Origin of the sequence: Agrobacterium sp. ST15.13.015 (assembly GCF_027871645.1) — a bacterium.
GTDB lineage: Bacteria > Pseudomonadota > Alphaproteobacteria > Rhizobiales > Rhizobiaceae > Agrobacterium > Agrobacterium leguminum.
Genome location: NZ_JAQAHF010000003.1, coordinates 131095 through 151086, shown reverse-complemented (window position 1 = coordinate 151086; position 19992 = coordinate 131095). Strand labels below are relative to the sequence as shown.

The 19992-nt window shown below is 59.7% G+C and carries 13 protein-coding genes; 8 read left to right on the top strand and 5 right to left on the bottom strand.

What is annotated here, in order from left to right:
- Positions 1-142: 142 nt before the first annotated feature.
- Both PIB16_RS05925 and PIB16_RS05920 read right to left on the bottom strand, forming a co-directional pair.
- Positions 143-2386: a polysaccharide deacetylase family protein gene (locus PIB16_RS05925; protein WP_271045179.1), complete on the bottom strand. Its 2244-nt coding sequence runs from the start codon at positions 2384-2386 to the stop codon at positions 143-145.
- A gap of 173 nt (positions 2387-2559) precedes the next feature.
- Positions 2560-2949, bottom strand: coding sequence for an acyl-CoA thioesterase (locus PIB16_RS05920; RefSeq protein ID WP_035260778.1), 390 nt, complete (start codon positions 2947-2949; stop codon positions 2560-2562).
- 173 nt (positions 2950-3122) lie between these two features.
- Here PIB16_RS05920 and PIB16_RS05915 point away from each other — a divergent pair, with 173 nt between their 5' ends.
- On the top strand, positions 3123-3317 hold the full coding sequence (locus PIB16_RS05915; protein WP_003519634.1) for a hypothetical protein: 195 nt from the start codon (positions 3123-3125) through the stop codon (positions 3315-3317).
- 30 nt (positions 3318-3347) lie between these two features.
- Here PIB16_RS05915 and PIB16_RS05910 read toward each other — a convergent pair whose 3' ends face one another.
- On the bottom strand, positions 3348-5156 hold the full coding sequence (locus tag PIB16_RS05910; RefSeq protein ID WP_174040096.1) for an ABC transporter ATP-binding protein/permease: 1809 nt from the start codon (positions 5154-5156) through the stop codon (positions 3348-3350).
- A 292-nt stretch (positions 5157-5448) separates the two neighbouring features.
- On the opposite strand from PIB16_RS05910, the gene PIB16_RS05905 reads away from it, so the two are divergent.
- From PIB16_RS05905 to PIB16_RS05875, 7 genes are all read left to right on the top strand, one after another.
- Positions 5449-8775, top strand: a complete 3327-nt coding sequence (locus PIB16_RS05905; protein WP_271045178.1) for a transglutaminase family protein — start codon at positions 5449-5451, stop codon at positions 8773-8775.
- 1 nt (position 8776) lies between these two features.
- Positions 8777-11182 carry a circularly permuted type 2 ATP-grasp protein gene (locus PIB16_RS05900; RefSeq protein WP_078052125.1) on the top strand — a complete coding sequence of 802 codons (2406 nt, stop codon included), beginning with the start codon at positions 8777-8779 and terminating at the stop codon, positions 11180-11182.
- Between the two features lie 4 nt (positions 11183-11186).
- A complete protein-coding gene (locus tag PIB16_RS05895) occupies positions 11187-12065 on the top strand; it encodes a transglutaminase family protein (RefSeq protein WP_065656595.1) in 879 nt (292 codons plus the stop codon).
- Between the two features lie 167 nt (positions 12066-12232).
- A complete protein-coding gene (locus PIB16_RS05890; protein WP_065656596.1) occupies positions 12233-13471 on the top strand; it encodes a vWA domain-containing protein in 1239 nt (412 codons plus the stop codon).
- 110 nt (positions 13472-13581) lie between these two features.
- Complete coding sequence (locus tag PIB16_RS05885; protein WP_065656597.1) at positions 13582-15204, top strand: ABC-F family ATP-binding cassette domain-containing protein; 1623 nt, start codon at positions 13582-13584, stop codon at positions 15202-15204.
- Between the two features lie 60 nt (positions 15205-15264).
- Positions 15265-16275 carry a 2-hydroxyacid dehydrogenase gene (locus tag PIB16_RS05880; RefSeq protein WP_271045177.1) on the top strand — a complete coding sequence of 337 codons (1011 nt, stop codon included), beginning with the start codon at positions 15265-15267 and terminating at the stop codon, positions 16273-16275.
- Positions 16276-16410: 135 nt separating this feature from the next.
- Positions 16411-17163, top strand: a complete 753-nt coding sequence (locus PIB16_RS05875; protein ID WP_080819594.1) for a FadR/GntR family transcriptional regulator — start codon at positions 16411-16413, stop codon at positions 17161-17163.
- Between the two features lie 56 nt (positions 17164-17219).
- On the opposite strand, the gene PIB16_RS05870 is transcribed toward PIB16_RS05875, so the two are convergent.
- Together PIB16_RS05870 and PIB16_RS05865 are read right to left on the bottom strand one after the other, a co-directional pair.
- Entirely contained in the window at positions 17220-18017 is a 798-nt protein-coding gene (locus tag PIB16_RS05870) for a carbohydrate-binding protein (protein ID WP_271045176.1), read from the bottom strand.
- A 10-nt stretch (positions 18018-18027) separates the two neighbouring features.
- Complete coding sequence (locus PIB16_RS05865; RefSeq protein WP_271045175.1) at positions 18028-19815, bottom strand: heparinase II/III domain-containing protein; 1788 nt, start codon at positions 19813-19815, stop codon at positions 18028-18030.
- Positions 19816-19992 lie beyond the last annotated feature (177 nt).

Here is a 19992-nt window from a genome sequence, read left to right as displayed (position 1 = left end):
CGCATCTTTTCGGATTGGCCAATTCGGCCGCAAAGAGGCTCAAAGAACGAAATAGGAAATCGGAAACGGCAAATAGAACGCCAAACGCGGGCCGCAGCCATATATGGCGAGACGGCCGAGAGATGGCGAACGAACAATGTCGCTAGATGAACCGGAAGGGCAGGCCCGAGATGAGCGCCTTGACGAAGCGCTTTTTCTGAAAGCGTCCATTCAGCGATACACGCGGTAACTGCGTCGGCTTTTCAAGGCTGTGGGAACCGATAACGCCAGCCTGCGTGGTCACTGCCGCGGAAAATCCTGCATCCTGAACCGCTTTTGCTTCCCGTTCCCCCACTGCCTTTACCCAGCCATAGGGATAGGAAAAGGACCGCGGCCTTTGGTCGGCATAGGCTTCCACCCGGCGCGTCGATTCCGCGATCTCATAAGCCAGACGCGCCGCATCCACCTTACGCATATTCACATGCGTCATGGTATGCGCGCCGAAATGCACCAGAGGGTCCTGCGCCAGCGCCCTGAGCTCATTTTCATCCATGACAAGTTCGTCCACGATCGCGATGGGATCGACGCCATGCTGCCTCGCGACACGATCGATCCTTTCCACCGCCTCGTCTTCCGAAAAGTTCTGGACAAAATCTTCAAGCTGCGTGAATGCCTCCGCTTTCTGCGAAGGGCTGGCGCATGCCACGTGCTCCGGCCCCGCCCCGAAATCGAATTCGAACGACGCGACTTTCTGCGTCAGGGCAGCAGCGGTTTCCCACCAGAGGCTGCGTGTCCGCTCCACAAAACCCGGCGTGATGAAAATCGTGTAGGGAACGGCATATTTACGGAAGATCGGCGCGGCATAGTCGGCATTGTTTCGATAGCCGTCATCAAGCGTGAAGGCGCAGAACGACCGGCCCTCGTGATTAACGGCAAGCAGAGCCGGCAGATCGTGCAGATGGACTGGAACGAGACCGCATTCGAGTGCGGCCTGTATCGCCTCTTCCAGAAATTGCGGCGTGACGGACAATTGCACATTGGGTGCGAAAGCCGAAACAGCCCCTCCGGGGCGCACATGATGAAGCGTGAAGATCACACCACGCCCGGCAAAAGACGGAAATGCCGAACGGAGGGCCGGGAGAGAACTCACCTCCAGCCCCGCCCTTATGGCCCCGTATTTCACAAGTCGTTTTACCGGTTGTAAAAACACCCTCCCCGATTGTCCTGATGTCAGGCCGGGAAGAAGGCGTTTTCTCACGACTCTCGAGACCGTCAACGGCAGATCGATCAGGCCCGGCAAGGGATCGTTCGGCGCAAAGGCGGCCCAGCTGCGGATATTGCGAAGAGAAGCGAAATAGTCGCCGATTTTCGCCTGCCCCCTTCGGGCCAATGTGAAGGCGGCAACGGAATCGCGGACAAGATAGGACCAGGAAACGCCCTGCCGCGCATTGCCGGGCTGGCCGACCGGCTCGCCATTGGCGACCCGCCATAGCAGGGCGCCAAGGTCGATGCCCGCTGCAGAGCAAAGGCCAAACCATGACCATGGGCGTGGATTGACATCGAGAAGCTTCAGTTTTCCGTCCCGGCCGTCGAGCTTGAATTCCGCCTCGACCAGCCCGCTATGACCGGCCGATTTCAGTATTTTTCGGGCCGCATCCACCGCCTGCCCGTTGTCGACGACCTCGACGCTGGTGCTGGTATAGCCGAAATCGACAGGATATTGCCGAGCGCGCCGGGCAGTGAATTCCGCTACCGGCTCTCCGTTCAGCCAGAGCGCGGCGTAGGAGAACTGGCTTTCTCCCCCACCCGGAATGAGTTCCTGTACGACGACATTGCCAGCGCCGATCTCTCCACTCGCTTCGGCAAAAGCCGTTTTCAGAGCATGTCGGTCATCGGCGCGAATGACTTTCGCTCTGGCGATGGTGGTATCGCCACCGCCCATATTCGGCTTGAGAATGACGGGAAACAATATGTCCAGCGTATCGATGTCAGCGGCCGATGCCAGCGCATAGGTTCGCGGAATACTGACGCCAAGTTCTGCGGCGCGCTGGTAAAGCAGCGGCTTTTCGCAGAGCCATTGCAGCGCAGTCCAATCCGGCAGGATGATTTTGTAGAGCGAGGACAGTTCCTCACGATGCTGCGCAACAAGCTGGACCTCTCCATCGCCGGACGGCACCAGCAGACAGCCCTTCAAACCATGCTTGTCGGCCATTTGACGCAGGAACGGCAGTGCCCCGGCATCATGCGGGCCGGCCCAGCGGATTGTTTTCCGCACGAAACGCGACCAACCCGGCAAAGGAGAATCGTGGGTGAGGTAATAAACGGGCACATTCAGGGCGCCGAGGCTTCGGGCAAGGGCGAGCGTACCGTGAGCGCCGCCGACAATAACAACACCTGGAATGGTCAAAGCCTGATCCCCGTCCTATTCCATATCTTGATCGCAAAAATTGATAAATAAATTGGATATTTCTAAAGTATTGAGCGGACCGACATCGAATTGCGAAAAATCCGAAACGCCGATGCTTTTAATCTTTTGCAGGCGCTTCGGAATTGCTTTGAAAAGAAAATGAGGATGCCGCCTCACGCCTCCTTGCGGACGGGACGCGGATCGCCGTTGTCGTCCACCGCGACCATGATGAAAACGGCCTCCGTCACCTTCTCGCGTGAATCCTGATAGTGCCTGCGGGTCCAGGCCTCGATCTTCAACGTGACGGAGGTGCGGCCGATCTTTTCGATTTTGGTGTAGACACACAATGTGTCGCCGATCTTGACCGGCTTCTTGAAGACGATCTCATTGACTGCGACGGTGACAGTGCGGCCGCCGGCCACATCATTGGCGCGGACGAAAGCGGCAAGGTCCATCTGCGACATGACCCAGCCGCCGAAAATATCGCCGGCGGGGTTGGCATCGGCGGGCATCGCAAGCGTTCTGAGCGTGAGTTCCATATCGGCGGGCGGTTGCTGGTCCATGTCTCAAAGTCCTTTCACAAGCCTCCCGCTGCCGGACTTAAACAACCGCGCCCCATCCGCCAATAGCCGATTTGTCGCGGCAGCCCTTCCAAAACAGCAAGGAATCACAGAGCCATCGTAAGCTTCGGTTAACCATGATGAGGCACGATTCCAAAAAACGCGAGGGCATCCGAATGGCCTACGACTGGAGTGGAAACAACACAATACAGCAGCGCTACGACCGTATCGTCCTGGCGGTCGCCAGCGTCGTCGCCATCAGCCTGGCGACCGGCACCCTTGCCCTGCGTTCTCAGGTAGAGCCGGACACCACCATAAGCCTTGCCAAACAGCAGCGGCTCGATTCGGACAAATGGCATTTGCGGCTCTAGTCCGCTCGGACCAGCCCGATATCCAATGCCCTATTGCGGAGCACTCCCGGGCCTGGAGATATTTTCCTTCTGCGCGGTGTGGTCGAGATGCGCCACAGCCGGGGCGAGCACCGACAGGAATGTTTCCGACCGGCCGATATAGACGATCGCCGCACCCTCGATCCCGTTCAGAACTTCCGCCAGCGTATCCTGCGTCTGTTTTTCCAGCCCTTCGAGCAAATCGTCGATAACGACGAATTTCGGCTTCAGCAGCAGGGCATTGGCAACCCGAATGCTGGCCTGCTCATCCGAATCCAGTTTTTTATCCCAGCGAATGTTTTCCTCGAGACGCGATGCCATCTCGCCAAGCCCGCAGGCTGTGAGCGCCGAGACATAATCCGCATCGGCGAAACGCTGGGGCGCGCGCGGATAGGCGAGAATTTCACGCAGCGATCCCGCCGGCAGATAGCCGTGCTGAGCGATGAAAAGCGTGTCGGACTGCTCGGGCATCTCTATTCTGCCCTGTCCCCAGGGCCACAGGCCCGCCATGGCCGCAAACAGCAGCCTTCGGTTCACGCCCTGCTCGCCATTGATCATCAGCCGTTCGCCCGGCCCGATCTCGACTTCGCTCTCGCGCAGCTGGAAGCCGCGATCCAGATCCTGCCCACCCGCATCGCGGCAGATCACCACCGACTGGAGACGGATTTTTTCATTCTCCGCGCTGCGTTGCAGATCGATCGCCAGGCCGTGCTGTTCGACGCTGTCCATCTGGATAAGCGCGTTACGGAACACCGAAACGCGTTGCAATGTCGCCTTCCAGCTGGCGATCGGCCCGAAATTGTCGATATACCAGCGCAGTGCCGTGTTGACCTGGTTGAACGCACCGACGGCCATCATCAGCCCGCCGAAGGTGAGGTTGCCGGAGAAATAAACCGGAGCCGCGATCAGGATCGGCGCCACCACCGCCAGCCAGCCATATCCTGCCGAAACCCATGTCAGATGCGTTAGCGCCATGGCGAGCCCGCGAATGACGCCGAGCACCGCATCAATATCGATGCCTATCCGCCGCCTTTCGTTCTTTTCGCCACGTGCAAGGGCAATGGCGGCAAGATTTTCGCTGGCCCGCATCAGTGAGAAGCGAAGCTCCGCCTCTTTGGAATAACGCTCGGCATTCAGTCCCACCAGCCGATAACCGACGAGGTTGCTGAGCAGGGAAGCGGAACCGGCGTAAAGGATCGCCGCCCAGACCATATAGCCGGGGATCGCATAGGTATCGCCGTTGATGGTGATGGCGAAGCCGGCCGAAAGAGACCAGAGGACGCCGATAAAGCTGACGAGCAGGATCGTCGCATTGACGAGACCGATGGAAAGCGCCGTGCTGCTTTCAGCCAGATTGCGGACATCGTCATGCAGGCGCTGGTCGGGGTTGATCGCAATCGTGCCGAAACCGGCAAGACGCGCGGCCCGTCCCGGTTTCAGCCATTGATCCACCATATCCTTGGCAAGGCCCTCGCGCATGTTCAGCGCCGTCATCTGGTTCAGCCAGGTCTGGATGACGTTGAGGAGAAGCAACAGCCCCGCGATGATGGCGAAGACCTCCAGCTGGTGAATGAAGGCGGCAAGATCGCGCCGCTCCAGCGCGTTGTAAAATGGCGCGTTCCATTCATTGAGCCTGATCTGCCCATAGGCGGTGAGCAATATCACCGTGAGCAGCGCTATCGACAGCAAGATCAGCCGGGTGCGCACCGGCGAGGTCCAGAAGGCGCGCCCCATCATGCGCAGCTGCGCCGGGAAATCGAGATCGAAACCCGAAAGATTAGCCGCGCTTTTGCGCTGATCGTCGGTCACCGTTGTTGCCATTCATTCCATTCCGAAACGTCAGTCGGCAAAGAAAGCGGGTCGCGATTCTGCGCCTTTCGTTGCCAAGCAATAACACGCCGTTCGACCTTGTCCACAATCCCGGCGAAATCTCAGCGGCGATGATTGAAAAGCCCGGACAATTCTTACCGCGGGCAAATATCGCGACCTCGACCAACAATGCGGCTGCCCCCGGAAATGATCCTTGCTTTCTTTTCCTGCATTGCACAAAATCCGAATAATTTCAGAGGGGCGGACAAACCGCATAAGCCGGAAAACCGGGCAAGGCAGATTAATGGCGATCAAAGCGAGCATCTATCATCTGACGCATTATAAATACGACAATCCGGTTCGCCTTGGACCACAGATCATAAGATTAAAGCCCGCCTCGCACTCCAGAACCCGTGTTATCAGCCATTCGCTCAAGGTTTCGCCCTCCAATCACTTCGTGAACCTTCAGCAGGATCCCTACGGCAATTACCTCGCCCGCTTCGTTTTTCCCGAACCGGCGACGGAATTTAAGATCGAGGTCGATCTTGTCGCCGATATGACGGTTTACAATCCGTTCGATTTCTTTGTGGAGGAAGAGGCGACAAAGTGGCCCTTCGACTATCCGCAGGAATTGCGCGACGATCTCTCCATCTACATGAAGCCGGAGCCGACAGGCCCGCTGCTTGCCGCCTTTATGGCCACTGTCGACCGCACGCCGGGGCAGCAGACGGTGGATATGGTCGTTGGCCTCAATGCCCGCCTGCAACAGGAGATCGGTTACGTCATCCGCATGGAACCGGGCGTCCAGACGCCGGAGGAAACGCTTGCTTCCGGCAAGGGGTCCTGCCGCGATACCAGCTGGCTGCTCGTGCAGGTTCTGCGGCATCTTGGCCTCGCCGCCCGTTTCGTGTCGGGATATCTCATTCAGCTCACCCCCGATCTCAAAGCGCTGGATGGCCCATCCGGCACCGAAGTGGATTTTACCGATCTGCATGCCTGGGCCGAAGTCTATATGCCCGGCGCGGGCTGGATCGGCCTTGACCCCACCTCGGGACTTCTGACGGGCGAGAGCCATATTCCGCTGGCAGCAACGCCTCATTACCGCAATGCGGCGCCGATTTCCGGCGGTTATTACGGCCATGCCAATACGGAATTCGCCTTCGACATGCAGGTCCGGCGGGTTGCCGAAACGCCGCGCATCACCAAACCTTTTTCGGATGAAAGCTGGGAGGAACTCAACGCGCTCGGTCGGGAGGTCGATGACGTTCTGAACAGCCATGATGTCCGGTTGACCATGGGCGGCGAACCGACCTTCGTTTCCATCGACGATTTCGAATCCGACGAATGGAACACCGGCGCGGTCGGACCGACAAAGCGTGAAAAGGCCGATGCCCTGATCCGCCGCCTGCGTGAACGTTTCGCACCGGGCGGCTTTCTACATTACGGGCAGGGAAAATGGTATCCGGGCGAAAGCCTGCCGCGCTGGACCTTCTCGCTCTATTGGCGCAAGGACGGCCTGCCGATCTGGCAGAACCCGGCGCTGATCGCCGAGGAGGGCGCAAATACAGACGTCAAGGCGGAAGATGCGCAAAAACTGCTGGGCGGTATAGCCTCCCATCTCGGCATCGAGCCGGAACTGGTGCTGCCGGCCTATGAGGATCCGGCCGAATGGATCATCAAGGAAGGCAGCCTTCCCGACAATGTCGACCCGTCCAATTCCAAGCTGAAAGACCCGGAGGAGCGAAACCGCATGGCCCGCGTCTTCGAACGGGGACTGACGACACCGACCGGTTATATTCTTCCCGTTCAGGCGTGGAATGCGCGCGCCGCCGGCAAACGCTGGATCAGCGAAAAATGGAAGACGCGGCGCGGTAAAATATTCCTGGTTCCGGGTGACAGCCCGGTGGGTTACCGCCTGCCGCTCGGCACTCTGCCCTATGTGCCGCCCTCCGCCTATCCCTATATTCATGAAGCCGATCCTTCGATCCCCCGCGGTCCGCTTCCCGATGTGCTGACGCCATCGGGCCGCGCCATGCCCGAAGCCTCCTTCCATGCCAGCGAAGCCCCGGGGCAGGAGCGCATCGAACAGACGCTCGACGAAATCGGCGGCGCGGTGCGCACCGCCATGTCGGTGGAACCGCGTGACGGAAGGCTCTGCGTCTTCATGCCGCCTGTCGAGCGCATCGAGGACTATCTCGAACTGATAGCAGCAGCGGAAGCGGCAGCCGCCGATCTTGGCTTGCCCGTCCATATCGAGGGCTATGCGCCGCCGCATGACGAGCGCGTCAATGTCATCCGCGTTGCACCCGATCCCGGCGTCATCGAGGTCAACATCCATCCCGCCGCGGGCTGGAAGGATTGCGTCGACATCACCACGGCTGTTTATGAGGAAGCGCGTCAGTCGCGTCTCGGCGCCGACAAGTTCATGATCGACGGCCGCCACACCGGCACCGGCGGCGGAAACCATGTGGTCGTGGGCGGCGCCAACCCCAATGACAGCCCCTTCCTACGCCGGCCCGATCTTCTCAAAAGCCTCGTTCTGCACTGGCAGCGGCATCCCTCGCTCTCCTACCTTTTCTCAGGCCTTTTCATCGGCCCGACGAGCCAGGCGCCGCGTATCGACGAAGCCCGCCACGACAGTCTCTACGAGCTGGAGATCGCGCTTGCGCAGGTGCCTGCCCCCGGAGAAGGCGTACCGCCGCTGCCATGGCTGGTCGACCGCCTGTTCCGCAATCTTCTGACGGATGTGACAGGTAATACCCATCGCGCCGAAATCTGCATCGACAAGCTGTTTTCGCCTGACGGGCCGACCGGCCGCCTCGGCCTTGTGGAATTCCGCGGTTTCGAAATGCCGCCCAATGCGCGGATGTCGCTCGCCCAGCAATTGCTGGTGCGCGCCCTCATCGCCCGCTTCTGGAATAACCCGGCCGCCGGCAAATTCGTGCGCTGGGGTACGGCGCTCGCCGACCGCTTCATGCTGCCGCATTATATCTGGGCGGATTTCCTCGACGTGCTTGCCGATCTCAGGGAAAACGGTTTCGACCTTAAGCCCGAATGGTTCACCGCCCAGCAGGAATTCCGTTTCCCCTTCTTCGGGGAAGTGGAATATGAGGGCGCGAAGCTGGAATTGCGCCAGGCGCTGGAGCCCTGGCATGTGATGGGCGAACAGGGCGCCATCGGCGGAACCGTGCGTTATGTCGACAGCTCCGTCGAGCGCCTGCAGGTGCGGCTGGAAACCTCCAACCCCGCCCGTTACGCGGTGGCATGCAACGGCCGCGCCGTTCCGCTGACCCCGACCGAAAACCGCAGCGTCGCAGTCGCCGGCGTTCGCTTCAAGGCATGGCAGCCCGCTTCCGGCCTGCATCCCGTTCTGCCCGTCAATTCACCCTTGACCTTTGACATTTATGATACATGGTCGAGGCGATCGATCGGCGGATGCATCTACCATGTTGCTCATCCGGGCGGGCGCAATTACGAGACCTTTCCCGTCAACGGCAATGAGGCCGAGGCACGCCGCCTCGCCCGTTTCGAACCATGGGGACATACGGCAGGGCAATATCCGCTACAGGCGGAAACCATGTCGCCAGAATTTCCGCTGACGCTCGATCTGCGTCGGCCTTACGGAGTGTAAATTGTCCAAAGCCCCGGCAACGGAACGCAAGACGGAAACGAGCGCGCAACCGCGCGGGCTTGAATATTCCCCCTTGCCGGGTGTTGCCGACGAAATGCTCGATACCAACGGCAAGGTCAGGCCGGTCTGGAAGACCCTGCTCGACGCCCTGTCGCGCATGTCGGAACGGGAATTGCACGAGCGCTTTGCCCGCACCGACCGCTATCTGCGCGATGCCGGCGTGTTCTATCGCGATTACGGCAAGGGCAGCAGCGAAAGAAACTGGCCGATCTCCCATATTCCGGTCCTGATCGACGACAGGGAGTGGGCGGTTCTTTCCGAGGGGCTGAAACAGCGCGCCAATCTTCTGGAAGCCATGGTGGCCGATTTTTACGGCGAAAACCGGCTGGTCAAGGAAGGTTTCGTGCCGCCGGCCCTGATCGCCTCCAATCCAGAATATCTGCGGCCCATGGTCGGCGTAAAACCGGCAAGCGGCCATTATCTGCATTTCTGTTCCTTCGAGATCGGGCGCGGACCTGACGGCAACTGGTGGGTGCTGGCCGACAGGACGCAGGCGCCTTCCGGTGCGGGTTTCGCGCTCGAAAACCGGGTGGCCACCACCCGTGCACTTTCGGACATCTATGCCGAAACCCATGTGCACCGTCTGGCCTCGTTCTTCGGCGCTTTCCGCGACACGCTGCAGGCGCAAAGGAAGCACCCCGACGACCGGATCGCCGTGTTGACGCCCGGCCCCGCCAACGAAACCTATTTCGAACACGCCTATATCGCACGTTATCTCGGCTTCATGCTGCTGGAAGGCGAAGACCTCACTGTCGTCAACGGCCGCGTCATGGTCAGAACCGTAGCGGGGCTGAAACCGGTTGGCGTTCTCTGGCGGCGTCTCGACGCCTCCTATTCCGATCCGCTGGAACTGAACCAGCAATCCCATATCGGCACGCCGGGCATGGTGCAGGCGCTGCGCAATGAGGCGCTCACCGTCGTCAATGCGCTCGGCAGCGGCATTCTCGAGACGCGGGCGCTGCTCGCCTTCATGCCGCGCATCTGCCGCCACATTCTGGGCGAGGAGCTGAAACTGCCATCGATTGCCACCTGGTGGTGCGGGCAGGAATCGGAACGCCGCCATGTCGCCGGCAATATCGAAGGCATGGTCATCGGCCCGGCTTATTCCCGGCTTCCCTTCTTCGACGATAACGGTCAATCCGTGCTCGGCTCGTCGCTGCGCGAAACGGCGAAGGAATCGATCAGCGACTGGCTTGCCTCCGACGGCCACAGGCTGGTGGGACAGGAAGTGGTGACGCTTTCGACAACCCCGGCCTATATCGACAACAAGCTCGTGCCGCGCCCGATGAGCCTTCGCGTTTTTGCCGCGCGCACCCAGGATGGCTGGCAGATCATGCCCGGCGGCTTTGCCCGTATCGGCAGCAGCAACGATGTCTCCGCCATCGCCATGCAATCGGGCGGAAGCGCTGCGGATGTATGGATCGTCAGCGACAAGCCGGTGGAACGCACCACGCTACTGCCGGCGGAAGAAAGCTTTACCCGCAATATGCCGGGCAGCCTGCCGAGCCGCGCAGCCGACAATCTCTTCTGGCTCGGCCGTTATATCGAGCGTTCGGAAGGCGCCCTGCGCATCCTGCGCGCCTGGCACGGGCGTTATGCCGAATCCGCTGATCCGCGCCAGCCTCTGCTCGCGCATGTGACACGCTATCTCGAAGCGCTCGATGTGGAGATGAACGATGCCGTGCCGGAAAGCCTGCTGAACAACATCAACAGCGCGCTTTATTCCGCCAGCAATATCCGCGACCGCTTTTCGCCTGACGGGTGGCTGGCGCTGAACGACCTTGCCAAGACCGCCCGCCGTTTCCACGCGAAAGTGGCCCCCGGCGACGACGCTACCCATGCCATGACGATCCTGCTGCGCAAGCTTGCGGGCTTTGCCGGTCTCGTGCACGAAAACATGTATCGCTTCACCGGCTGGCGTTTCCTGTCGATCGGCCGCTACCTGGAGCGCGGCCTGCATATGACGCGTCTTCTCGGCCATATGACCGGCCCGGACGCACCTGACGGCTCCTATGACATGCTGCTCGAAATAGGCGACAGTGTCATGACCCATCGCCGCCGCTACAACGTCAATACGGCCGGCCTGACCGTGACCGATCTTCTGGCGCTCGACCCGCTCAATCCCCGCTCGATCCTGTTCCAGCTGAACGAGATCCGCACCGAGGTGGAGCAACTGCCGAATGCCTTCGTCAACGGCCAGATGTCGCCCTTCTACCGCGAGGCGATGCGTCTGCATTCCGGACTTGCGGTGATGACGCCGGAAAACATGAACGGCGCGATCTATCGCCAGCTCGAAACCGACATGGAACATCTCTCCGATGTTCTGGCCCGGACCTATCTCGGATAATCCTATGCTTTACGATCTTTCCCTGCATATGGGTTACACCTACGACACGCTGGCCCACGGCGCGCGCCACATCATCCGTGTCCTGCCGCTCTCCATCCCCGGCCGGCAGCGGCTTGTCGCCGGCTCCATCGATGTTTCGCCGGTGCCGGAAGAACGTGCCACCTTCGAGGACTTCTTTCATCAATCGGCCACGTCAGTGCATCTGCGCGCTCCGCATGAAAAGCTGGATATCCGTATGCAGGCCCGCGTGATGGTGGAGGCGCCGGCGCTGACGGCGGATTTTTCGCCCGAGCTTTCCCGCCTGCCGCAGGACCTGGCCGATGTCTGGTCGCTCGATTTCCAGTCGCCGCACCACTTCATCGGCGCAAGCCCAAGGATCGGAATGGATGCGGCAATATCCGCCTATGCCCGGGAATTGTTGAAACCGGGAATGACCATTCGCGAAATCGCGCGCTCTCTGTGCAAACGCATCCATAAGGACTTTACCTATGATGGTGAGGCGACGACCGTCGATACGACGCCATCGGAAGCCTTCAAGCTGAAGCGCGGCGTGTGCCAGGATTTTTCGCACATCATGATCATGGCGCTGCGCAGCCTCGGCATTCCCGCCGGTTATGTCAGCGGTTTCCTGCGCACCATTCCGCCACCGGGCAAGGAACGGCTTGAAGGCGCCGACGCAATGCATGCCTGGGTTCGCGTCTGGTGCGGAGAAGCAGCCGGTTATCTGGAACTCGATCCCACCAATGATATCGTCGCCGGAAGCGACCATATCGTCGTCGGTTACGGCCGGGACTATTCCGATGTCGCCCCCGTGATCGGTGTCTTGAAGAGCTATGGCAACCAGCAGATAAAACAGGCCGTCGACGTCATCCCCGTCCAATAATGACACGATGTGTATTATTGCGGCCATCGCGCCAACAATTCTTGAAAATACTTCGAAAACTGCTCCAATTTGATCGCTGCGTAAAATTGAACCGATCACGTTAGCGGATTTTACATCGTTTGCGGCTTCTCTGTGCTCAGTCGAATATTCTAATCCGTGAGCCCCTCATGACCGCCTCTGCACATCAAAAACCGAAGCGCCGTTTTCTTGCCGATACCAGCGGGAATTTCGGCATGATGACGGCCATTCTGCTGCCGGTGTTGCTGGGTTTTGCCGGCGCCGGCATGGAGTTGGCCAATGTGATGCAGGTGAAAGCGGATATGCAGAATACCGCGGATTCTGCAGCCCTTGCAGCAGCGACCGAGGCCCGTTTGAAAATGGGCGACCTGACGGACGAGCAGATCAAGGCAATCGCCAAGAACTTCATCGCGGCCCAGATGGAAAAGAACCTGACCGAGGAAGAGAAAAAGGAACTGGAGCAGAATTCTCCGACCAATATCACGAAGACGGAAAATGCCCGCGGCAAGACCTATACTGTTGAAACTACGATCAACCACCGCATACAGCTCAATCCGCTGCTCGGGTTCATTGGCGCAAAAACACTCGATCTTTCGGTAACCGGCACCGCGAAGAGCACCGTCAACAAGGGCGCACCGATCTCCATGTATCTGGCGCTTGATCGTTCCGGTTCGATGTCATTCAAGACGGATACCATCAATACCGCGAAAAAATCGTGCCCGGTTTATACGGCTGACAATTGGGGTACCAGCGAAGCGAAGGCCACATCCAGTCCCTGCTATGTCAACAAGGCCACGTCGCTCAAAACCGCCGTCGGGTTCCTTGTCGCAACATTGAACAAGGCTGATCCGACCTACACGGCCAACGGCGGTTCAGAACTCGTCCGTACCGGTGCCTCGGTCTATACGCACGAGACATATGCTGCTCAGCCCATCAGCTGGGGTACGGGCAGTGTCGCCAGCTATGTCAACAAACAGATCCCGGAATTTCCCTCCGGCGGCACGGATGCCCGCAGCAGCCTGAACGCCGCCTATAACGCCCTTAAAAAATCCAACACCGACGAAGCGAAAGCACACAAGGACAAAGGCAGTGAATCGTTCGAGCGCTACATTGTTCTCATGACCGACGGTGAAATGACGGGCAACAGCGCCTCGTGGAATTCCAGCATCGACCAGTCCGTGCGCACCACCTGCGAGACCGCCAAGAAAGACGGGATCAAGATTTTCAGCGTCGCCTTCATGGCGCCGGACAAGGGCAAGTCGCTGTTGCAATATTGCGCATCCAGCCTCGACAATTATTACGCGCCGGAAAACATGGAGCAGATCGTCACTGCCTTTGGCGAAATCGCCCGCAAGGCTGCCGGCAGCATAGCCACGCTCACCAACTGATCTGTTTCTGGAGCGTCTTGTCGGCTGCATGGCTGACAAGACATGCACGGCAGGTGACAGCGGCGGCGGCCCGTGGCATAGGAGGGCCGCTCCCATTCACAGGCCCTGTCATGATCCGCATCGAAAACATCAGCAAGTCGAACAGTCACCGCATTCTCTATATCGAGGCCTCCGCCGCGCTCAATCGCGGTGAGAAGATCGGCCTTGTCGGTCCGAATGGCGCCGGCAAGACCACGCTGTTCCGGATGATCACCGGCGAAGAGCAGCCCGACGAGGGCCAGGTCGTCGTCGAAAAGGGCATGACGGTCGGTTATTTCGATCAGGATGTCGGTGAAATGTCCGGCCGCTCGGCCGTCGCGGAAGTCATGGAAGGGGCAGGCCCGGTCAGCGAAGTGGCGGCGGAGCTTCGGGAACTGGAAGCCGCCATGTCCGATCCCGACCGGATGGACGAGATGGACGCCATCATCGAACGTTACGGCGAAGTGCAGGCGCGTTATGAGGAACTGGACGGCTACGCGCTGGAAGGCCGTGCGCGCGAAGTGCTGGACGGGTTGAGCTTCAGCCAGGAGATGATGGACGGCGATGTTTCCAAGCTTTCCGGCGGCTGGAAGATGCGCGTGGCGCTTGCGCGTATCCTGTTGATGCGCCCGGACGTGATGCTCCTCGACGAACCGTCGAACCATCTCGATCTCGAAAGCCTGATCTGGCTCGAGGATTTCCTGAAAAACTACGACGGCGCTTTGCTGATGACGTCGCATGACCGCGAATTCATGAACCGCATCGTCACCAAGATCATCGAAATCGATGCCGGCAATCTCACCACCTATTCCGGCGATTACGGTTTTTACGAACAGCAGCGCGCGCAGAACGAAAAGCAGCAGCAGGCGCAGTTCGAACGCCAGCAGGCCATGCTTGCCAAGGAAATCAAGTTCATCGAACGCTTCAAGGCCCGCGCTTCGCACGCCTCGCAGGTTCAGAGCCGCGTGAAGAAACTCGAGAAGATCGACCGCGTCGAGCCGCCAAAACGGCGTCAGACGGTGGCTTTCGAATTCGCGCCGGCGCCCCGGTCAGGCGAGGATGTCGTGGCGCTGAAGAAGGTAAACAAGGCCTATGGCAGCCGCACGATCTATGGCGAGCTCGATTTCATGGTGCGGCGCAAGGAACGCTGGTGCATCATGGGCGTCAACGGCGCTGGAAAATCGACGCTGCTGAAGCTGGTGACCGGCACGACGGAACCGGATTCCGGCAATGTCACACTCGGCGCCAGCGTCAAGCTCGGCTATTTCGCCCAGCACGCCATGGATGTTCTGGATGGCGACAGCACCATTCTCGAATGGCTGGAGGAGCGTTTTCCGAAGGCGGGGCAGGCGCCGTTGCGCGCCCTTGCCGGCTGTTTCGGCTTTTCCGGCGACGACGTGGAAAAACGCTGCCGTGTTCTTTCCGGCGGCGAAAAGGCCCGTCTCGTCATGGCCGCCATGCTGTTCGATCCGCCGAACTTCCTCGTGCTGGACGAGCCGACCAACCATCTCGATCTCGACACCAAGGAAATGCTGATCAAGGCCCTGTCGGATTATGAGGGCACGATGCTGTTCGTTTCGCACGACCGCCATTTCCTCGCCGCGCTTTCCAACCGGGTGCTGGAACTGACGCCCGATGGCATCCACCAATATGGCGGCGGCTATACCGAATATGTCGAAAGCACGGGACAGGAAGCGCCGGGCCTTCGCAGCTAAGCCACCTGCCGGACGCACCGCCCTGTAACGGCAGCTTTTGTTTGGAGACTGGAGAAACAGATGCGGATCGTGGTCTACAGCGCCAAACCCTATGACAGGCAGTTCCTTGACGCTGCCGCCCACGCTGGCATGCGGATGCAATATTGCGAAGCACGCCTGTCTCTCGAGACAGTGGCGCTGGCGGAGGGAGCGGCGGCGATCTGCGCCTTCGTTAATGACGACCTGTCGCGGCCAGTACTCGAAAAGCTGGCGGAAATGGGTATCCGGCTCATCGCCCTGCGCTGCGCCGGTTTCAATCAGGTCGATCTCGCCGCCGCCGAAAAGCTCGGCCTGACGGTTGGGCGCGTGCCGGCCTATTCGCCCTATGCGGTCGCCGAACACACCATGGCGCTCATCCTGTCGCTCAACCGTAAGATTCATCGTGCCTATAACCGTGTCCGCGAAGGAAACTTCGCCCTCGACGGTCTTCTCGGCTTTGATCTTCACGGCAAGACGGTCGGCATTGTCGGCACGGGTAAGATCGGAGCGATTTTCGCGCGCATTGCGGCCGGCTTCGGCTGCCGTCTCGTTGGCCATAACGTCCGCCCAAATCCGGATTGCGAGGCACTGGGCATGGTCGACGTCATGCGCGAGGAACTGTTTCGAACATCGGACATTCTGGCGCTGATGTGCCCGCTCACACCGGAGACCCGTCACCTCATTCGCCGGGAGACGCTGCCGCTTTTGAAAAAGGGCGTGATGCTCGTCAATACCAGCCGCGGCGCCATCATCGACACGCAGGCGGCAATTGCGGGTCTGAAAGACGGCACAATCGGCAGTCTCGGCATCGATGTCTATGAAGAAGAGGCCGATCTCTTTTTCGAGGATCTTTCCAACGACGTGCTGCGCGACGATGTTTTCGCGCGGCTGCTGACCTTCCCGAATGTTCTGGTCACCGGCCATCAGGGCTTCTTCACGCAGGAGGCCCTTAGAAACATTGCGGACACCACGATCGGCAATATCGAAAGCTTTTTCAGGACCGGCAGGGCGCTACATGCGGTTTCCACGGAGCGGTTTGCCGGCCCGGCCTAGTGTCTCCGGGACGATTTTTAATACCATACCGCGCGTCGTCGGCATGAAGGCGGGTAAAATTGGTATGATCATTGAGTTTTACTGAAATTCATCATACATATTTGACAGGCTCTACGCCTGCCTCGATTTCAATGCATGGTGACCGACGTGCCTGAACAGCAAAAACAGCGCAGCAAATCCTCCGGTTCTCTGGTCAGCAGAGTTAGCCTCAGCCTGAGAAACGCGATTGCCTCCGGGCAATATGGACCCGGCGACCGCCTGCCCAGCGAAATCGAGATGACGGAAACCCATGGCGTCAGCCGCACCGTGGTGCGCGAGGCGGTGACGGCGCTACGCTGCGACGGGCTGGTGGAGGTACGTCAGGGGGCGGGCATTTTCGTGCTGAAGCGTGAAAAAGACGCGTCACCCACACCCGGTATCGACCGCGCCCGGCTCTCTTCCGATCTGGAGGTGCTGGAAATCAGGACGCCGCTCGAAATCGAAGCGGCAGGGCTCGCCGCCCTCCGCCGTTCGCCTTCGCAGGAGGAAGCGATTTTCGACTGTCACGCCCGGCTTCTGCAGTGTATCGAGGAGAACCGCTCCATTCGCGAGGCGGATCTGGCGCTGCATCTTGCCATTGCGGCGGCCACCAACAATCCGCTTTTCACACAGTTCCTTGAGCTGCACGGTCAGGCCGTGATTCCACAATCGCGCGTGGTTTCCGAAACCGGCGAGAACGACCAGACAGCTTACCGGCGATTGATCCACAAGGAACATGAAGCCATCGTCATCGCCATATCGGACCGGAACGAACAGGCCGCGAAGCTGGCGATGCAGGCGCATCTGCGCGGTAGCCAGCACCGCTACCGCGACATGATGCGCGACATGCGCGGCATCGCGCACAGCTAAAGGGTTTTCAGTAAAACCGGGTCGTCGCTTTGCGCTCAGTAAGCCGCGATCAGGCGCTACGGTGCTTCCCGCAGGTCCGCTCCCCAGACCTCGATTTGCGTCAGCGCGGGAAAGGGCGAAGGGTCGTCGGCTTTTTTAAGATCATGCAGACGGATCCATTCCACCTGGCGCGGCGCGACCGGGAAACTCTGGGCAGCCCCGGTTTTTTGCAGGGAAAAGCTCACGCTTTCGCCGTCGGAAAAAGTGACGCTCGCTTTTTCCCACCAGGCATCATGGGGAAAATCCGCCCGCAGGTAAAAAGTCAGCTGGTCGATGAGGACTGCGCGGCCGAATACGAGGGTCAGCGAAGCTTCGGGATCGCGGTTGATGCCCCAGCTTGTGTAGGGCCAGAAGCCGTGGCCCGCGCTCGCCTTTTCACCATCGATGACGTTGCGGGCTGCGAAGGCCGCCTCCCCGCGCGTTTCCGTGCTCGCATAAACGTGCGGAAACAGCGAGGTGTTTTCATGATCGTCAAACGGGTTGAGGGCCAGATTCCTGCGAACCCCGATTTCACCGGCGAGTGTGCGGCGCGCGGCGATCCGGTGAAGGTTACCGCTGAAAGCCTGCGGCGGATAGGATTTGCGTTTTGCCGCAGAAGGAACGGGCAGGATGAATTGGTTTCCGTGCAGGAAAACCAGCGTCGGCGGCATGCCAGCATCGAGCGCAAGCCAGATATGACCGGGCTGTGAAACCTCGACGACAAGCCTGTCACCCTCGCAATATTCTGCGCGATAGACGAGCAAAGCTTCGTCCTCCGCTCCGGCCTCCGCCAGAACATTACCCGCCGCATTGACGACCTTGAGTGTAAGTTTCATCGGCACTTCCTTAACTGATCGTCAGGCACAGACGCTGGGCTGCGATGGGGATGAGAATGCGATAGATCACGGGTGGCCAGGACAGGCGAAGGCGGGCATCGTTGATTGTTATGGCTTCGATGGCGGGTTCTCCTGCCCCTTCGCAGGCTATCTCTCCCAGCCCCGCAAAGATCAGCCAACCCGACATGACAGCGGGCTTCTCGGCGACCATCAGCGACAGAACCGCCTCCTGCCCGCCCTGATAGTCGTCGAGGACTTCCACATGGCTGCCACGCAGCAGTCGGACGCGGCGGCGATAGTGCTCAACACGCGCCACGGCGGGATAGGCCCCGGCTATATTGAAAGAGACTTCCGCCTGATCTTCAGAGAATTCGGTCACAAGATCTCTCGCCGTAAACTCTGCCCCGGCGGCCTGCATGACGCCGCCGAAAGTCGGCAGATTGTGAAAGGCCGATTGCATCGTCCAGATGTCGTAGCGTTGCGGCGAGAAGGTTTTTGCGGTGTAGGTTTCCACCCCGACATCGATGATGAACGGCCGGCCGTTCTTATAAAGCGTGAAACTGCCGACATCATTGTGGTTGTGGCTCTCGCCATTATTGCCCGCCTTCACGGCAAGATCGAAAACCCCGTCGCGGGCAATCGCCAGACCGATGCCGGGATAGGCGATGTCGGTCTTTGCCGGTTCCGCAGGAACAGACGCGGACAATTCCGGGATGGCGAGCACCGCCTGGACCCGATACCAGAGGTTCCACTCCTTGCACATCAGCCGGTCCGGTGAGCGGTTCCAGCAGGCGGCAGCGAAAGCCTGGAGTGGCGGCGAAGAAACGGCCTTGCCGAAGAGATATTCCCGCACGCCGGATGTCTCGACCTTCGCCGGCGCATCGGCGAAGTTGAAGAACCGGTCTTCCGCCACGTGCATGTTGAGAATGAATTCGGCCATGCTGCGCAGCTTCGGCGCATGAAAGAGCGGCGCCATGGAGCCGGGCGCGGAGGCCTCGAGAATGCTCATCGCCCCGAACAGGCAAAGTGCCGCATGGCCATAATAAAGAACGCCCTCTTCGCAGGCACCGTCTTCCGCATAATCCTTCTGAAACGCATCGAGACTCTTGAGCGCCTTTCCCACGACCGAACGCCTCGTCGACTGGTCTATGGGCAATAGCAGGGTCGAGAGAAGGACGTTCTGGGTAATCCAGGCCGTCCAGTTGTTCATCCGCTTGTCGCCCTTCCCCATCCACCAGAAATGCCGGGTGAGATAAGGCGTGGTAATGCGCCGGTCGATCTCGGCGCGGACGCGGGAAGCGAGGTTTGCATTTGCCCTTTCCAGTTCCGGTGCCAGCAGATGCAGGCACAAAGCGAGATTGGCGCCCGTTTCGGCAGCGAACAGGTCGATCACCGGGTTTTGCGGATCGGGCAGAGGATCTCGCGGGCCGCCGCGAATATGGGAATTATGGGCGGGCAATTGCCAGCCGCTCTCCTCGCATATCAGCCAAAGACCATCGATGATGGCATCGAGAAAGCGGCCCTGCCCCTCGGCGCATTCTCCAAGAACCAGCGCGTTCAGCTTCAGTCGTCGGGAAAAATAAAGCGCCTCGAAACGATCGCGATTGCCGGTGCGACTATATTCCCGGTAGTCGCCCGCCAGAATGACGGACCAGGGCTCGTCAAGGGTCTGCTCCGCCGCCTCGATGAGACTACGGGAAACCGCGCCCGGTGCTGAAGACCGTATTTTCTGCGCCGTCAGTTCCGCGCCGAAATCGGCGAACCGTTCGGGCAGAAGCCGCATCATTTCGACAAACACGCCCTCAAACCTCCCGCGCGTTCCGCAATCCGATATGGGCCTCCTATCATACGTATTTTTGAAAAACCAGAAAATTTGTCTGACTTTATGCAAAGTTGTTTGACCAATATAGATATTGTGTTATCCAGAGCGCGGGAGGCGGCAGGGCGAAGACCCGGACCGCAATGGAAAATGCAG

Bases quoted from the DNA above. Each gene is read 5' to 3' on its own strand.
- PIB16_RS05920 (WP_035260778.1), bottom strand. From the start codon at position 2,949: ATGGACCAGCAACCGCCCGCCGATATGGAACTCACGCTCAGAACGCTT.
- PIB16_RS05915 (WP_003519634.1), top strand. From the start codon at position 3,123: ATGGCCTACGACTGGAGTGGAAACAACACAATACAGCAGCGCTACGAC.
- PIB16_RS05910 (WP_174040096.1), bottom strand. From the start codon at position 5,156: ATGGCAACAACGGTGACCGACGATCAGCGCAAAAGCGCGGCTAATCTT.
- PIB16_RS05905 (WP_271045178.1), top strand. From the start codon at position 5,449: ATGGCGATCAAAGCGAGCATCTATCATCTGACGCATTATAAATACGAC.
- PIB16_RS05895 (WP_065656595.1), top strand. From the start codon at position 11,187: ATGCTTTACGATCTTTCCCTGCATATGGGTTACACCTACGACACGCTG.
- PIB16_RS05890 (WP_065656596.1), top strand. From the start codon at position 12,233: ATGACCGCCTCTGCACATCAAAAACCGAAGCGCCGTTTTCTTGCCGAT.
- PIB16_RS05885 (WP_065656597.1), top strand. From the start codon at position 13,582: ATGATCCGCATCGAAAACATCAGCAAGTCGAACAGTCACCGCATTCTC.
- PIB16_RS05880 (WP_271045177.1), top strand. From the start codon at position 15,265: ATGCGGATCGTGGTCTACAGCGCCAAACCCTATGACAGGCAGTTCCTT.
- PIB16_RS05875 (WP_080819594.1), top strand. From the start codon at position 16,411: ATGGTGACCGACGTGCCTGAACAGCAAAAACAGCGCAGCAAATCCTCC.
- PIB16_RS05870 (WP_271045176.1), bottom strand. From the start codon at position 18,017: ATGAAACTTACACTCAAGGTCGTCAATGCGGCGGGTAATGTTCTGGCG.